At 60.0% G+C, this 15,180-nt stretch carries 13 protein-coding genes; 8 read left to right on the forward strand and 5 right to left on the reverse strand.

Annotated elements, in window-relative coordinates; all coding sequences use genetic code 11:
• The first annotated feature begins 377 nt into the window (after window positions 1-377).
• Complete coding sequence (locus HZR20_RS08270; protein WP_181686301.1) at window positions 378-812, forward strand: NUDIX hydrolase; 435 nt, start codon at window positions 378-380, stop codon at window positions 810-812.
• A gap of 1,234 nt (window positions 813-2,046) precedes the next feature.
• On the opposite strand, the gene HZR20_RS08275 is transcribed toward HZR20_RS08270, so the two are convergent.
• The 3 genes from HZR20_RS08275 to HZR20_RS08285 form a co-directional block, all read right to left on the reverse strand.
• Complete coding sequence (locus tag HZR20_RS08275; protein WP_181686121.1) at window positions 2,047-2,379, reverse strand: DUF3784 domain-containing protein; 333 nt, start codon at window positions 2,377-2,379, stop codon at window positions 2,047-2,049.
• 1,019 nt (window positions 2,380-3,398) lie between these two features.
• On the reverse strand, window positions 3,399-4,211 hold the full coding sequence (locus tag HZR20_RS08280; RefSeq protein WP_181686122.1) for an alpha/beta fold hydrolase: 813 nt from the start codon (window positions 4,209-4,211) through the stop codon (window positions 3,399-3,401).
• 652 nt (window positions 4,212-4,863) lie between these two features.
• Window positions 4,864-5,586 (reverse strand): DUF1028 domain-containing protein, encoded by a 723-nt coding sequence (locus HZR20_RS08285; protein WP_181686123.1) that lies wholly within the window; start codon window positions 5,584-5,586, stop codon window positions 4,864-4,866.
• A 149-nt stretch (window positions 5,587-5,735) separates the two neighbouring features.
• On the opposite strand from HZR20_RS08285, the gene HZR20_RS08290 reads away from it, so the two are divergent.
• From HZR20_RS08290 to HZR20_RS08305, 4 genes are all read left to right on the forward strand, one after another.
• Window positions 5,736-5,909 carry a hypothetical protein gene (locus HZR20_RS08290; protein WP_181686124.1) on the forward strand — a complete coding sequence of 58 codons (174 nt, stop codon included), beginning with the start codon at window positions 5,736-5,738 and terminating at the stop codon, window positions 5,907-5,909.
• A gap of 337 nt (window positions 5,910-6,246) precedes the next feature.
• Window positions 6,247-7,074, forward strand: coding sequence for an inositol monophosphatase family protein (locus HZR20_RS08295; protein ID WP_181686125.1), 828 nt, complete (start codon window positions 6,247-6,249; stop codon window positions 7,072-7,074).
• Window positions 7,075-7,123: 49 nt separating this feature from the next.
• Window positions 7,124-8,125, forward strand: coding sequence for a DUF5784 family protein (locus HZR20_RS08300; protein WP_181686126.1), 1,002 nt, complete (start codon window positions 7,124-7,126; stop codon window positions 8,123-8,125).
• 49 nt (window positions 8,126-8,174) lie between these two features.
• Entirely contained in the window at window positions 8,175-8,801 is a 627-nt protein-coding gene (locus HZR20_RS08305; RefSeq protein ID WP_181686127.1) for a uracil-DNA glycosylase family protein, read from the forward strand.
• 61 nt (window positions 8,802-8,862) lie between these two features.
• Here the strand turns inward: HZR20_RS08305 and HZR20_RS08310 are convergent, their stop codons facing one another.
• Together HZR20_RS08310 and HZR20_RS08315 are read right to left on the reverse strand one after the other, a co-directional pair.
• On the reverse strand, window positions 8,863-10,245 hold the full coding sequence (locus HZR20_RS08310; RefSeq protein ID WP_181686128.1) for a sodium-dependent transporter: 1,383 nt from the start codon (window positions 10,243-10,245) through the stop codon (window positions 8,863-8,865).
• Window positions 10,246-10,415: 170 nt separating this feature from the next.
• A complete protein-coding gene (locus tag HZR20_RS08315) occupies window positions 10,416-11,129 on the reverse strand; it encodes an SDR family oxidoreductase (RefSeq protein WP_181686129.1) in 714 nt (237 codons plus the stop codon).
• Between the two features lie 99 nt (window positions 11,130-11,228).
• On the opposite strand from HZR20_RS08315, the gene HZR20_RS08320 reads away from it, so the two are divergent.
• The 3 genes from HZR20_RS08320 (at window position 11,229) to HZR20_RS08330 (ending at window position 15,158) form a co-directional block, all read left to right on the forward strand.
• A complete protein-coding gene (locus tag HZR20_RS08320; RefSeq protein ID WP_181686130.1) occupies window positions 11,229-12,149 on the forward strand; it encodes an ABC transporter ATP-binding protein in 921 nt (306 codons plus the stop codon).
• 2 nt (window positions 12,150-12,151) lie between these two features.
• Window positions 12,152-14,011, forward strand: a complete 1,860-nt coding sequence (locus HZR20_RS08325) for an ABC transporter permease subunit (protein ID WP_181686131.1) — start codon at window positions 12,152-12,154, stop codon at window positions 14,009-14,011.
• 106 nt (window positions 14,012-14,117) lie between these two features.
• Window positions 14,118-15,158, forward strand: coding sequence for an ABC transporter permease (locus HZR20_RS08330; protein WP_309484919.1), 1,041 nt, complete (start codon window positions 14,118-14,120; stop codon window positions 15,156-15,158).
• Window positions 15,159-15,180 lie beyond the last annotated feature (22 nt).

The raw sequence follows: 15,180 nt of genomic DNA on the forward strand, positions 1-15,180 counted from the left end.
ACGAATTCGTGATTCTGAGGGATTTGAAGCAGGGAGTGGGAGGTGAGCGAGCGTAGCGAGCGAACGGGAGCGACTGGGGTTCAAATCCCTCAGCGCCCGTAGCCGGTTTTTGCAGTTCCAATCGCAAGACAGCGACGGGTCTATATGCCGTGTGAACGAACTGTCTATGCTTTCGTTCGATGGTCGAACGGGCGCGAGAGTGTCACGGGAATTCGCGTCCAACCAAATAGGTCTTCATGCGGGAAATTAATCGTCGATTGACAATACACATTCAGAATCTGTCAGAACGGCAGTGCAAGATATAGAGGCTGTATTTCGTGCCGGGGAGAAAGTTCGGAACATTTACTCGCTTGACGGTAGTAAAATATGTAGTTGAGATGACCGCAGACATTCGGGCAGTAGCCCTCGGCGCGGTACGCCGGAATGACGAGCTCCTCGTCTTCGAGGAACAGTCACCCGACACCGGGGAGCCGTACTACCGATTACTGGGGGGCGGCGTCGAGTTTGGTGAACACAGCAGTGATGCGGTGGTTCGTGAGTTCGACGAAGAACTGGGCGTTACGTTCACCGAGCCAATGGACTTGGGGACGTTCGAACAGGTCTTCTCGTACGATAGAGAGCCGGCTCACGAGCTCTGGCGGGTCTACGAAGGCTCTATCGTCGAGGATTGGCCCTATGAGGAGGACTCGTTCACCTTTGTCGAACCGGAACTTGGAATCGAACTTCTCGCTTGCTGGATGTCTATCGAGCGACTTCGAGATGACGACATAACGTTCTATGTCTCGGAAGTACTTGACGCGGTGACGAGGTAAACCGACACTCCACCCGGTGCATACGCGCGTTGTATCTTGCAGCGCGAGATATATGACACAATTCTGAGTGATTGTCGTCACTGAGACACTCGATTTCGACCGTCTCACGCTCTGAAATGGGATCCGTTCGACAGTCGAACGAGCGCCCTCAGCGCCCGTAGCATTTTGCTGCGAGCAATCCGCGAGCAGCAAATGTGCCATCTGAGGGATTTGAAGGAGAGAAGACACAGCGTCGAGCGTAGCGATACGACCGTCTTCGCGTGCTTCAAATCCCTCAGCGCCCATACATTTGAGGCGCGCGATTATCGACCGACAGCGCAGCGATAATCGGTCGAGCGGAGCTAATTTTGCTTTCGTTCGATGGGCGAACGAGGGAGTGGTTATCACCTAGATTCGCGTACAACCAAACTAGTTGGTAGAGAGAAAATCAATCGCTGATTGATGCGAGATTTCACTCACGAGGTCTACTCTGCTAATTGGTATCAGTGAGTTGTTTCTGTATTAGTCGGCCCGGCTGGCAAACCACCGACCGAGAACAGCGATCCCGAGAAGGTGCACAATGAGTCCACCGAGGAGAAACAATGCCCAAAATGGATCGCCAATGATGCCAGCCTCAACAGCCTTCACCGGCCAGTAGGTTGGGGGGATTCCATCAGCAAATTGGAGGGGTTCTGGCACCAACGCCACCACTACAGCAGGTCCGAGCACGATTCGGTTCACCAGCTTGCTGAGCGCAATCCCCTCGATACTGTTTGAGGCCAGCGTTGCGAACACGAACGCTATAATCGGCCCCCGAACCCTCCAACCACTACCGAACCAACCAGTACAGGTAATGCACGTCAACGAGGCCGATTACAGCGAGCGCTGGTAGCGTCGCTAACACGCTCAATACGTACGCTGTCGCCTCTCGATAGTCTTGTGTCGGATGTATGGGATAGCGGTGACTATACTCCATTGGTAATTATATATTTCTTACATATCTGCTTAATTGTTTGTATCCCCCTCCCTGCTCGCTCTGTGTGGAAAGGGATATTCTCGCCTCAATTCTGGTAAAACCGTCGTTCCGAGTGCCGCGCCGAACATGACTCCGAGCAGCATTGCGAAGGCAATCCGTTCGCTCACCGTGTCGTCGGAGACGTCAAACATCTATCTCGGGCAATGTTCCGGGACGGAAATATACCTGTGGGGGTATTCTGATCTTGAACCGTGTGTGACGAACCGTGGAGCAGAGCTATTAGTTTATCTGGTTGTGTTCCCAAGCAGACTCGTAGCCGGGGGCTCCGCGAATCATTCGGACTGTAATGGCGAAAACGGCGATCACGAATACCAGCCAGTACCACGCCGAATCGGCGGTCGGCTCCCAGAGTTCCAAGATGCCTACACAGACTGTGAGCACCGCAACGATCAGCGTATATATCCCGATAAAGTTCGCTAACCCCTCCTCGTCGGTGACTTGGTCAGGATCATGGCCTGCGATCAGGTGCATCATTCCAGCGTACCGGATTAGAATACCGAGGACGCCGATGAACAACCCGCTGCCGATGACAAGAATTGCGTTTGCAACCATATAGTGGATTATCACCACTCATCTATTCATAGCTAATGGTCTAGTTTGTCGGGTCTGTCTAGTGGTCTGACACTTCAGAGAGGATGGTCACACAGTCCACGCCGGAAAAATGAGAAGTATGCCGCGCCCGTACTTCTGTCGCTCGCAAATCGCGAGCGACGAATTCGAGATTCTGAGGGATTTGAGTAGAGAACACGCAGCGTCAAGCGTAGCGAGACGACCGTGGTCGCGTGGTTCACATCCCTTAGCGCCCGTGGCCGATTTTTGCGGATCTAATCGTATGATAGCGACGGGTTTGGGTGCCGTGTGAACGAACTGCCCAGGCCTTCGTTCGACGGGCGAGTGGCTGGCACGGGACCTCGCGTCTAGCCATACTGGTCCTGTGGCCGAACATCAATCGATGATTGAAGGGAATCTCTCACAGTTGCCGGAACGTCTCCGCTCCTATATTGTTGTTTTCTGTTATAACTGGCGTGCTGAATATCGGGTGTGAGTTCAGCAAACCGCCATCATTTATTTCCCGCTATCTGGGGTGAAATATCCGTTAGGTAGGTCTGCATATTGGATAGATTGGTGCTTATGTATCTGCGGTAACTTCATATCGTTTCGAAAAGTGAACTCGGGTATGCGACTACAGTACGTTGTAGTTGGCGTATTTGCCCTTCTATTTGGGATCACGATGGTCGTCTGGCCTGAGACTGTTGCACGCTGGAGAAATAGTGGGGCAGTGAATGCTGATCCCACTCCTGGGCTGGTCAAACTGACTCGATATGTTGGTGGACCCGCACTCCTCATTCTCGGGGTCATCCTCGTCACAGGCGGTTTGTAACACCCGATTCGATTTCTATCAGGCATCTCCTGTACTGAGTGATTTGGCGACCGCGATCTGATCCATCTATCAGTGCAAGACTCGCGCCCTCTATCTTGCACAGATACTATCGCCATACCAATTTGCTGTTAGTAATCGCGTGATCGACTCAGACCGACCTGCCCCAGCCAATGCTGTCTGGCAGTATCACTTACGACTCCTGGGAGAGCCACGCGAGGGCGTCACGCCGGCATTCGAGTAGCGTCCCGAGGTGGTCGGCATCAACTGCAGTACATTCGCCGCCGACTTCGGTAACGAGAGTACGAACCGGGTCGAATGGCGCGTTTTCGTCGGCCGTTCCGTGCCAGACACGGAGTTCGGTGTCGGGCAGGTCAGGCGTCTGTGTCGTCGCCGCCGATCGCAGTTCCCGGACCGGAGCACGGGCACTTTCTCGGAGTGCCTCGTGGTAGTCGGCCGCGATTGTCTCGACAGTTTCGGGTGACAGGTCACGGTCGGTGAGTTGGTCGACGATGACCTCAGGACCAGATCGGCGGGCTCGCCAGCCCCCGAGTCGGAAGAACCCGCGGAGCAAGAACGGTACGCGAGCCAGCGTTGTGAGCGCACCGCCGCTCCCAGGGACCGTCGCGCTGAGGAGTGCGATCCGGCCCGTCCGGTCGCTGGTTGCGGCGGCGAGTGCAAACGGTCCACCGCCGGAAAATCCTAAGACTGTCGCCGTTTCCACCGACTCGTGAGCAAGCAGCGTTTCGTAGTCGCGTCGCCAGTCCATCAGTCCTCGATCCCCCGGTGGTGCGTCCGAGCGGCCGTATCCCGGTCTGTCGGGAACGAGCAGCCGAACCCCTGCATTGCTGGCAGCGTCGTCGAGCAACCGAGCGAACAGTCGCGAACCTGGGATGCCGTGATTGGCGACGACAGTCGGGCCAGCCGTCTCGCCAGCGACCGTGTAGGCCAGCGTCCGGTCATCGGGAAGTCGACACTCGACCGTCTTCGGCCCGTCGGCAGACATCGTGGGAGAGGGCACACCAGACGGCACTGTCGACAGGGTAATTAACTGGTTCGGCTCAGAGAACCGCCAGCAAGCGGCTGAATCGTCTCTCTGTAGTCAGCACAGCGGTTCTATTTTTAGACGAGATATAGATGGTGGGTCATAGAGCGTTGGACGAGCGGGACTAACGAGACAGATACCGGAGATCGAGCGTCCAACAGCCCGATATCTACGAGATCATCGGGGGACGCCGCGAGTGATCCATCTCTCGGCGCACAGCGCGCTCATTCTTTGCCCTATATCGACCGATTCTCCTCGCCCGCTATTCGGGCAGACCGTCGTGCAAGACTCGCGCCCTGTGTTCATCACGGTCCGCAAAATGTATTGTATTCCTATCAATTCCGGATTTTCAGACTTCCCGAATTCGGGCGCTTCACACCCTGAAAGCGTATCCGTTCGACAGCCGAACGAGCGCCCTCAGCGCCCGCTTGCTGTCGCGAACAAATCCGTGAGCGGCGAATGTGCCCTCGACGGGGTTTGAAGTAGACAAGTCATCGGCCGCACAACGGGGTGAGAAAGACCGTCTTGACGTGGTTTAAGCTCGTTTGCGCCCGCAGAAAATAGCTACGGATCACTGCAAGTGAATCGGCTCATTCGAAGCTGACTAACTCCCTCACTCGTTCGTCTCGCCCTCTTCGCCTTCGCTATATCGTTCCATCGCCATTTCGTACCCACGCTGGGCCTGCTCGAACGTCTCCCGCAGGTCTTCGATCGGCGTCTCGGCCGCGTCGACTCGCAGGTCGTTGTAGTATGGATCGTTCGGTTTCTCTTCGGTCGACCTGACGAGCAAGGCCGCGCTCTGGACGGGCAACTCCTCGCGTTTGTCACCACCCTCGGCGTGGCCCGCTGCCAGTGCGTCGATCAATCGACTCGCCAACGGCCCCTCGGCGTCCGCTGCTGGGTCGATCGACGGGGCAGTCGACTCGTAGGTCGCTGCCACCGCTTCGATCACCGACTCGCCGGTGAGCAGATTTCCGGCGACGGTGTAGTTCTCCCCGACGACGTCGCCGTACCACGGCTTGCAGTCCTCACCGGAGAAGGCAAATTCCCCGTCCGCATCGACGCCGTGGAGTTGTCGCTGTGGCGCCTCGTCGTCGGCATTCAAGAGCGCTTCCAGTGCGTCTTCGACGGCCAGCCCGTCGTCGAGATAGTCGATTCCCTTTCGGCCGAGTTCGACGTTGACGACGCTTTGAGTGGCGACGGCACCGTTCTCGCTGGCAAAGGGGCACAGCGTGCCGACACCCGCCAGTCGCGTCGTCACGGCGACGCCGAACCGCGTGTGTTCCTCGCCCTCGTCGTCCGTGTATCGCTCGCGGACGCAGATGCTGAAGGTCATACTCACCACAACGACCGGAATCTACCTCAGTGTTCGGGATCGCGCGGTACTCCACTGGGAGATCTCTTCTCACGGGTGGTACCGATCGATCAGCGGTATGCTGAGAGCGGCGTACGAAGTTGCCAGTCATCCTCGGTCGGGTCCAATCGATGCGGTTCAGCCCCGCGTTCGGCCAGGATACCGGCGTGATAGAGCTTCGCCTTGGGCTGAAAGACCATCGGCGAGTGATAGATTGCTCAATCTTCGAGCGCGACTGTCCTGAGATCGCCATCACGAGTGAACGCCGGATGGTGCTGATGCAGACTCGTGACGAGGTCGACTAACGACGGTGAGGGAACCCGTCGTCGTAGCGTGTCTGAAGCTCTTCGAGCAGCAATTTCGTCGTGGGATAGACAACGATCACGCATCGTGTTATCTCGCCTCAGAGGAGCGCAATATCGACGAATCGTTGGCGCAAGCGCTACCTCGCTTCGGTTGCTCGAACCCCCGCCAGCGCCCTTGCCAATCCCAAAAGCGAGCAGTATCACACATCTCGAAGCGAATATCGTCGCGAGTGCGATCGAGTTGCGTGACACGGAGATGGGACAGCTGGCGGAGTGGCTGCCGTCGAACCGCTCACGGAGCGCCAGGGCTTAACTCCCATCCGGCCAATCGACAAGTATGGACGCCCCACTGGAGCTAACGGTTGCCCACGAGTCCGCCCTGAAAGCGGGTTCCATCATCGACGATCGAGTCGGGACGGACTTCCGGTCGGCCGAGGGGACTGTCGCCAAGGAGAGCGGAAACGACCTCGTGACTGACGTCGATCGGGGCTGTCAAGCAGTCATCGTCGAGACGATTAACGATCGGTTTCCGGACGATCGGATCATCGGTGAGGAAGACGACCAGCCTAACACGACCGGTGACGGCCGCGAGTGGATCGTCGACCCGATTGACGGGACGGCCAACTTCGCGACTGGCTTTCCCTACTACTGTGTCTCGATCGCCTTCCACGTCGATGGCGACCCCACGATCGGCGTGATTCACTCACCCGAGACGGCCCTCGGCCGGACGTTCTACGCCGTCGCGGGTGATGGCGCGTACTGTAGCACGGATCACAGCCTCGATGGCGAACCGATCCACGTCAGCGATCACGACACGCTTGATGGCGCACTCGTCCAGAGTCGGCTGAGCGAACGGAGTTCTGCCCGTCGAGCACGTGATCTGGCGATGGTCGTGCCGCTGCTCGAACGCGGGGTCAAATTCCGACGGACGGCGAGTACGGCGCTGAACCTCTGCCAGGTCGCGACTGGCAACGCAGACGGCTACGTCGTGGGATCGAGTAACGTCTGGGACTTCGCCGCGGGAGAACTGCTTGTCGCGGAGGCTGGCGGGACCGTCAGCCGCCACGAGACGACGCCGATGGATGCACAGGTGATTGGGTCGAACGGCCACATTCAGTCGGCGCTTGAAGGGCTGGTCGAACACACGACTGGCCGTGAACGATAACAGCCAGTTGACGCGAAACACGTAACTCCCCGCCGGTCGATCACTCGATGTGGCGACTCCCCTCCGATTCCGGCGTTCGGACGAACGCTGGACGGCCGGCCGTGTGCGCTCGGATCTCTACGCCGCGCTGGAGGCGAATATCGGCGCGACGATGGACAGCCCGTGGTACCGCCAGCCGGAGGGCTACGACGCACGCCGGTTCGACATGGACAACGGCGACGTCGCGCTGTTCGCCTGGGACGACGACCGTGGGTACTGGATGGGCAACACGGAGACTCCCCGGGCGCTGTGGGAGACCGAGAAGTACACCTTCGCCGAAGTGGCTGCCCCGATTGCCCCATGGGCCGAGCGTGAACTACTCGCTCAACTCCACGAGGAAGCCCCGTGGTTGGAGGCGTACCCGCACATTTCGACGTTTTTCCTACCTGTCCTGCTCTCGAAAGACGGGCGACACACTACCCGGACGTTCTTTCACGAACACGCCGCCGGGTTTCCCCATGCCTCACGGGAGGCAGGGCTCTCCTACTACGAGGAGTTCCTCGCGACCGATCCGTTCGACGATCGGTACGTGATGGCGGCGAAACTCGGGACGGCCAAACAGCTGGACTTAACGCGGATGAGCGCGGCCATGAGCGAGTTCACCGTCGCGAAACTGTTGATCGACGCCGGGTACGACATCACGCCGGAGATTGACGTGACGACGGGTCACGCGATCGATTTCCGGGCTGACAGCGACGGGACAGGGCTTCTCGTGGAAGTGACCCGACCGCTCGCGCCCAGCGATCGGAGCGCGGGGTCTGCCGCTCGGTCGATCCGCGAGACCGTCGAGACCAAGACCTCCGGTCAGTTGCAGCGACACGGCGGTGGCGTCACGCTGTTCGTCGACTGTTCGTCCTTCGACGACGGCGAGTGGGAGCGATTGCTTGCCGAGAAACCGTCCGTGGGACACAAGCCGGCGGTCGTCTTCCGCGTACGACCGGGTGAGTCGACTGTGGCGTACACCATCGGCTCGGCCCCAGTTGACTTGCCGGACGCCGTCGACGTCTGGTGACCGAAGCCGAACCGAGTGTTTCATGCGGGTCGGACGCCGATACTGAGGTGTGACTTACGTCTCTCGCGAGGAATCCAACCCGTTCGGGTTCCGACCCGATTGTGATCGGTTCGTTCCCGGCTTTGGCGACGTCGCGGCGGATTTTCACGTGATCGGCGACCACCCCGGCGTCCACGGCGGCGTCAGCACTGGAATTCCCTTCACCGAGACGGGAGGTTCCGAACGTCTTCAGCGGGCGCTGCTCAGGGGCGATCTCCTCCACACGACGGGATCGACACCGGACGTAAACGCGACGTACCTCTCGTATCTCCATCCCTGCGTTCCGGAGGGAACGCTCAGCGAAGAGAACTACAGGCGTGCCGCGACGTTCGTCGAGTCCGAAGTGCGGGCCATCACCGCCCACGTCCTCCTGCCGGTCGGTGAACGGGCGACGCGGTGGGTGTTCGAGCATATGACGACACAGCCAACCGACGACATCGATATGGACGCGCTGCACGCGACGGAAGTACTCGGGAGCGGGTGGCTGGTGTATCCGACCGCCGATCCGGACGGCTGGTCGGACGGTGACGGACGAAAACTCGGAGAAGCGCTGTTGGCGCTTCAAGAGCAGGATTACAGACGTGAGGCCGATTTAGGACGACTGGTTGGCGGTGACGATCCGTATTTCGTTCGGTAGTCGACATCCGGATGCGCGCCGCAAGGATCGCTGAAACGACTGCAGCCGATCGCTCGTCGCTCTAGAGATTCCCTAAGAACTCGGCGAAGTCGCCCGTCAGGAAGGTCGCGTACTCCTGGATGCCGAGGATCAGCGAGACGATCAGGACGATCAAGACCGGCACACGAACGGTCCACAGCCAGATTGAGCCGAGCGATCCGAACCGACCGATTCCTTTGCTCAGCTCGCCGATCGCTTCGTCCGCATGCACCCAGACAACGAGGGTGACAAGTAAAATCCCGCCAGTCAGGAGCAGGATCTTCGCCGCGAGGATGTCGTAGAGGTCAACCATGACGGTGTCAATTGTAACTGGTGCGCCAAGCAGGAATATCAGTCCACCAATGGTTGCTGTTGCGGTAAAGCGGTCGAAACCGAATTCGTCGATCGCATAGGAGACGACAACTTCGATGAGGCTGATCGCTGAGGACAGCGCAGCCATCGCGACGGTTCCGAAGAACAGCACACCGACGACAGTTCCCAGTGGAATACCCCCGAGGGCTTTTGCGACGCTTACGAAGATTGCCCCTGCCCCCGGGTCGCCCGGGCTGACGTCTGCCGAGAAAAGGATCGGAAAGACGATGAGTCCGGTCAGGAGCGAAATGCCCGTATTGAACACCACAATACTCGCTCCGTCGACGCCAAGGTTCTCGTCTTCAGACAGGTATGAGGCATACGTGATCATTACACCCATCCCGAGCGAGAGTGTGAAGAATGCCTGGCCAGCAGCCGCAGGCACGATACTCTGCCAGTTATCGAGTAAGTATCCGAGATCCGGTGACAGATAGTAGCTATAAGCATCGGCCGCGCCCGAAAGCGTGAAGGCGTAGACAGCAAGCGCTGCGAAGATAGCGATGATGGCCGGCACCATGATCTTCACACCCAGTTCGATCCCTCGCTGGACGCCCAGCGCGACGATCCCGATAACGATCAGCATGAACAGCCCGTGGAACAACAACGCGTCCCAGCCAACAGAGATTTCGCTGAAATACTGGGCTGCCATTGGTGGCGCACCTTCCGCCACTTCGCCAGTGTATCCTCCGTTCGCGCTACCGAGGATGTATCGCATGACCCACCCACCAACGACGCTGTAATACGACATAATGACGAACCCGATAAAGACGAACAATCCGCCGAGGTACTTCCACGCACCCCCGGCAAATTCGCGGATTGCACCGACTGTGTTAAGTCCCGTCTTTCGACCGACGACAAATTCAACCATCATCGCCGGGAACCCGATCAAGACAACGAATGCCAGGTACATGACGAGGAACGCGGCCCCGCCTTCCTGTCCGACCTGGAAGGGGAATCGCCAGATGTTGCCAAGTCCGACGGCGCTCCCCACCGCCGCCAGGATGAATCCAATTCGTGTCGACCACGTTTCACGATCTGCATCAGTAGTGCTCATACATTGCCAGCCTTTCACAGCTCCCTAAATTAAAACGTCGATATTTGCCGGGACTTGTCAGGGCGATAGTGTGACGATTTCGAGCGTATATAGAGGGTGCATCCACAATCGTGCAGAATCGACGTCAGTCGGGGCCGATACATTTGTTCGCCAAGTATATCAATCCGATATTAGGATTCACCGTACACCGGGACAGCTGCACCGCTGGTCGGGGCGGCGGCATCGCTGGCCAGGAACTGAATCACGTCGGCGATCTCGTCGGGGTCGACCCACGACTCGTGGTCAGCGTCCGGTATCGCCTCACGGTTTGCCGGCGTGTCGATCACGCTCGGCATGATTGCGTTCGCACGGACGACGCCTTCGTTCTCGGCGGCGATCGACTCGGTGAGCAACCGCACGGCGGCTTTCGAGGCTCGATAGAGAGCATCGCCGTCCCCACCCTCCAGTGAGGATCGCGAGGCCACGGTGACGATCGATCCCTCGCTCTCCTGAAGGTGTGGGAGGGCGTGCTTGGTCGCGAGAAAGGCCGTCCGGACGTTGACGTCGAACAGCAACTCGAAGGTCCCGATATCAGTCGCTTCGACTGGATCGCCACCGCGCCACGTGCCAGCGACGGCAATCAGTGCGTCCAGGCGACCGTGTGTTTCGAGTACCGTCTCGATCACCGACTCGACTGCCCCTTCGTCGGTGAAATCGACCACGTGCGTCGAGAGCCGCGTCGAATCAGTGTCGAGCATGTGGGCATCGTCGTCCGGGGCGATGACGTCTGCGGCCGCGACCGTCGCCCCGGCATCGAGGAACGCCTCGACGGTGGCACTCCCGAGCGCGCCGCCCGCACCCGTGACCAGGACAACCTGTTCGTGAAAGTCGTATTCGATCGTCATTGCGGGACAATCACACGCATACAGCATAAAGCTACGCTGGTCGGTCGGGACCGCCGGAGAGCCAAAGTATAGGGGCGTGCATCCGCTAGGTCCGAGCGAATGATCGAGGTCCGGGACCTGCGCAAGGAATACGGTGATTTCGCGGCCGTCCAAGGAAGCACGTTCTCGGTCGAGCGCGGTGAGGTCTTTGGCATCATCGGGCCCAACGGCGCGGGCAAGACGACGACGCTAAAGATGCTCGCCGGACTCATCGAACCGACCGAAGGCACTGTTCAGGTCGCAGGCCTGGACACCGACGATGCCGATATGAAACGCCAACTGGGCTTTCTCCCGGAGGAATCCCCACTGTACGAGGAAATGACACCCGTCTCGTACCTTTCGTTTTTCGCCGATCTCTATGACGTCCCCAAGAACGTGGCAACCCGGCGAATGCACGAGACACTCGACCGGCTTGATCTGGACCACCGCGATCGACAGCTCGGCGACATGTCCAAGGGGATGAAACGCAAAGTCGCGATTGCCAGATCGTTGATCAATGATCCCGACGTGCTCGTCTACGACGAACCGGCCAGTGGTCTGGATCCGCTGACGACGAACTTCATCATCGACTTCACGACCGAACTCGCCGAAGAAGGCAAGACGATCGTCTTCAGCGCACACAACCTCTTTCACGTCCAGAGTATCTGTGATCGCGTCGCCATCATGAACGAGGGTGCAATCGTCGCCCGGGGGCCGCTCTCGAAGCTCCGCGAGGAGCACGGTGAGACGACCTATCACGTCTACACGTCCGTCGAAGTGCCCGGCAGCGTCCGCGAAAACGGCAGTTACAAACGTAGCGTGACCTCGATGCAGGCCGTCGAGCAAACCCGTGAAGCCGCGGCCGACCGAGACGGGACTGTCATCGACATCAGGACCGAGGAGTCCAGCCTCGAAGAGGTCTTCCTGAACGTCGCCAATCCGGATCGTGCCGGGACAGCATCCTCGACAGCAGACGAGCGGAGCGCCGACTCGGAGGCCTGACCGTGGAACTGAGAAAGTTCCTCCGGATCGCTCGCTGGGAAGTCACCAAAAACGCCGGCGGGATCGACCGCCGAACGGCGGCGATCACCGTCGGTGCCCTGGTCGTGCTGGGTGTGCTTGCTCCGTTGATTGCAAGCCAGGGTGTTGCGCTCGATTCCGGTATCTACCGGGCCGGTGTCGACGAGTCGAGTCCGTATCACGAGGTCCTGACCGACGACGCGACGTTTGCCGTCCATCCGGCGAGTTCCGACGCCGTCGAGGAGGGACGCGTCGACATTCTCATCGAGGGGACGGAAGTCGTCGACTGGGCTGACTCCGCGAAGGGCCGGGCCGCCTTAGCGGAACTTCGCAGCGCTGTTCAGCGGTTTAACGACCAACTGATGGGCCAGGATCCCAATCAGACTGCGGCATCGCCAGTCTCGGTGACGTTGCGGTACGTCGAACGCTCGCTGGCGACCACCCAGAGCGCTGGCGACGGTGGGGCCGACAGTGGCGGGAGCGATGACGGTGGGACTGGCGGTGACGGAACTGGCGGTACTGACGGTAGTTCCGGGAGCAGCGACGGGTCGGATACGACCGACGGCACAACGGGCGACACCGACGGTGGGGGAGACGACAGTGGCGGTGGTCCGCTCGGTGGACTCGGCGGCTTGGCGGGTGGACTCGGAGATGGCGGCACTTCGGGAGCACCGTCGGACATTGCGCCGCCGTTCCCGTTTGGTTCGCTCGTGTTGGCGTTCGTGTTCGTCCTCCCGTTGAACTTCGTCATCCAGGCCTACGGGAGCACGATCCTCAGTGAACGGATCAACCGCCGGGGTGAACTCATGCTCGTCTCGCCGGTCTCCCGTGGTGACATCATCGTCGGCAAGACGTTGCCGTACTTCCTGGGGGCGATGTTCTTCGAGGGGTTGATCACGGTTGGCTTGCTGACGCTTGGCGCTGAGGGGGCCACTGGCTGGATCTCGCTACTGGCCGTGACGCCGCTGGTCCTGTTGTTCCTCGGCGCGACCTTCCTCGGGGCGATGTTCGCCCGTTCGTTCAAAGAACTCACCTTCGTGACCGTGACGATCACCGTCGCGTTGACCAGTTTCGCGTTCGTGCCGGCGATCTTCACGGACGTGACGCCGATCGCCCTCATCTCGCCGCTGACGATTGTCGTCCGGGACCTACAAGGGCAGGCGATCAGCCTCGTCGAGTTTGGCTTCTCGACGCTGCCGGCGATGTTGACAGCGATCGTCACGTTCGGTCTCGGTGCCGGGCTGTACCGCGAGGAAGACATGTTCACTCAGCGGCCGATCCCGCTGAAAGCACTCGATGCCCTCTCGGGCCGGATCAAACGCCGATCGAGCGCGGCGAAGTTGAGTATCCTCCTCCTCCCGTTCGTGTTCGTCACCGAGTTGATCGCCGTCGCGATGTTGTTTGCCGTTCCGCAGTCCTTTGCATTGCCAGCGATCTTGATCGTGGTGGCGGTCGTCGAAGAACTCGCCAAGAGCATTCACCTCTACGCCGGGTTCGTCCACCGGAAGTACGTCCGGACGACCCGCAACGCCGTGATCGTCGGGTCGCTGTCCGGGCTCGGGTTCTTCCTGGCAGAGAAGGTCTCCCTCGTCGTCCAATTGCTCGGTGGCGACATCCCGGACGTCGAGCAGGCGGCCTTCCTCACCGGCGGCGCGGGACCGGCTGTCTCGGCTCTCGTAGCGATTGCGCTCTTGCTGGCACCGCTTGCGCTGCACGCGGTGACGGCGACGGCCTCAGCGATCGGGGCAGCCCGGAGTCGACGCGGCTACGTCGTCGGGCTGACGGTCGCAATCGGCATTCACCTTGCGTACAATCTAACGGTGGTGAGTTTCGTTGTCGGGTGAGCCGCCACGCTCCGGAGAGCCCGGAGACACGAATGCCTCTGCCGGGCCACCGCCCCGGCGCTCGTCAGGCAGCGATCCGTCGGCAGGCCAGTCGGACACCGGGAGTATCCGTCTGGCGATCGCAAAGCGCGATATTGCCTCGCTATCCCGCGAAAAGACGATCGTGCTAGCGTTGCTCATTCAGTTGTTTATCGCGGCGTTCTCGTCGTTCCTGGTCGTCGGGCTTACCTCGTTGTACGATCCCGGCTCCGTCGAGGCGGCTGGTCTCGAAGTTGGTGTCTCCGGTGACGCAGCGACGGAGCTCCAGGAAGCCGCACGAGAGGTCGACGGGATAGAGACCGTCCGGTTCGGAAGCCCGGCCACGGCAATGGCCCAATTCCAGGAACGCCGCGTCGACGCCGTACTCGACGGCCGACTCGAAAATGGAACAATAGCCGTGACGGCAACGGTCCCCGATGGAAGTATCCAGTCGACACTGGCTGTCGTCCAGATCCGGACGATCCTCGAAACGCTTGAACGAACTGAGCGAGTCGAACGCGCCCAGTGGCTGGACCGGCCGCCACTCCCGCTTCCCCAGGAGACCTCGGCCAGTCCGTACTTCGGGTTTACCTACACCGTGCTGGTGCCGCTGCTGTTGTTCTTGCCGCCGTTCATCAGTGGGTCGATCGCCGTCGACGCCATCACGGAGGAGATCGAACGCGGGACCCTGGAGCTTTTGCGCGTCGCGCCCGTCTCGCTGACGGACATCGTCGACGGCAAGGCCCTCGGGATGGCCGTGCTAGCTCCGTTGCAAGCAATTCTCTGGATCGTCCTGCTTGGGGCTAACGGCATTACCGTCCGGAACGTCCCGTGGCTCGTCGCCCTCGTCGGAGCCGCGTCTGTCCTCGTGGTCGTGGTCGGAGTCGTCCTCGGCCTCGTCACAGCTCGTCGCCGCCAGGCCCAATTGCTGTACTCGATTCTCGTCCTGACCGGATTTGCTGGACTGGCACTCTTACCCGAACATCCGACGACGGTCGTGGCGAAACTCGCCGTCGGGAGTGCGACGGCGACGACGACGGCGACAGTCGTCGCACTGGCTCTCAGCGCTGTCCTGCTGTACGCGGGGATGCGGCGCTACGTCAGGACGCTCGATCCGGAACGGTACTGACGTCCGGAAGCGCTGGCAGTGC

The organism is Halorhabdus salina (assembly GCF_013839425.1).
GTDB classification, from domain to species: domain Archaea; phylum Halobacteriota; class Halobacteria; order Halobacteriales; family Haloarculaceae; genus Halorhabdus; species Halorhabdus salina.

What these genes read in the sequence shown, in the direction of transcription:
- HZR20_RS08275 (WP_181686121.1), bottom strand. Translation starts at nt 2,379, where the DNA reads ATGGTTGCAAACGCAATTCTTGTCATCGGCAGCGGGTTGTTCATCGGC.
- HZR20_RS08315 (WP_181686129.1), bottom strand. Translation starts at nt 11,129, where the DNA reads ATGACGATCGAATACGACTTTCACGAACAGGTTGTCCTGGTCACGGGT.
- HZR20_RS08320 (WP_181686130.1), top strand. Translation starts at nt 11,229, where the DNA reads ATGATCGAGGTCCGGGACCTGCGCAAGGAATACGGTGATTTCGCGGCC.
- HZR20_RS08280 (WP_181686122.1), bottom strand. Translation starts at nt 4,211, where the DNA reads ATGTCTGCCGACGGGCCGAAGACGGTCGAGTGTCGACTTCCCGATGAC.
- HZR20_RS08285 (WP_181686123.1), bottom strand. Translation starts at nt 5,586, where the DNA reads ATGACCTTCAGCATCTGCGTCCGCGAGCGATACACGGACGACGAGGGC.
- HZR20_RS08310 (WP_181686128.1), bottom strand. Translation starts at nt 10,245, where the DNA reads ATGAGCACTACTGATGCAGATCGTGAAACGTGGTCGACACGAATTGGA.
- HZR20_RS08295 (WP_181686125.1), top strand. Translation starts at nt 6,247, where the DNA reads ATGGACGCCCCACTGGAGCTAACGGTTGCCCACGAGTCCGCCCTGAAA.
- HZR20_RS08290 (WP_181686124.1), top strand. Translation starts at nt 5,736, where the DNA reads ATGCGGTTCAGCCCCGCGTTCGGCCAGGATACCGGCGTGATAGAGCTT.
- HZR20_RS08270 (WP_181686301.1), top strand. Translation starts at nt 378, where the DNA reads ATGACCGCAGACATTCGGGCAGTAGCCCTCGGCGCGGTACGCCGGAAT.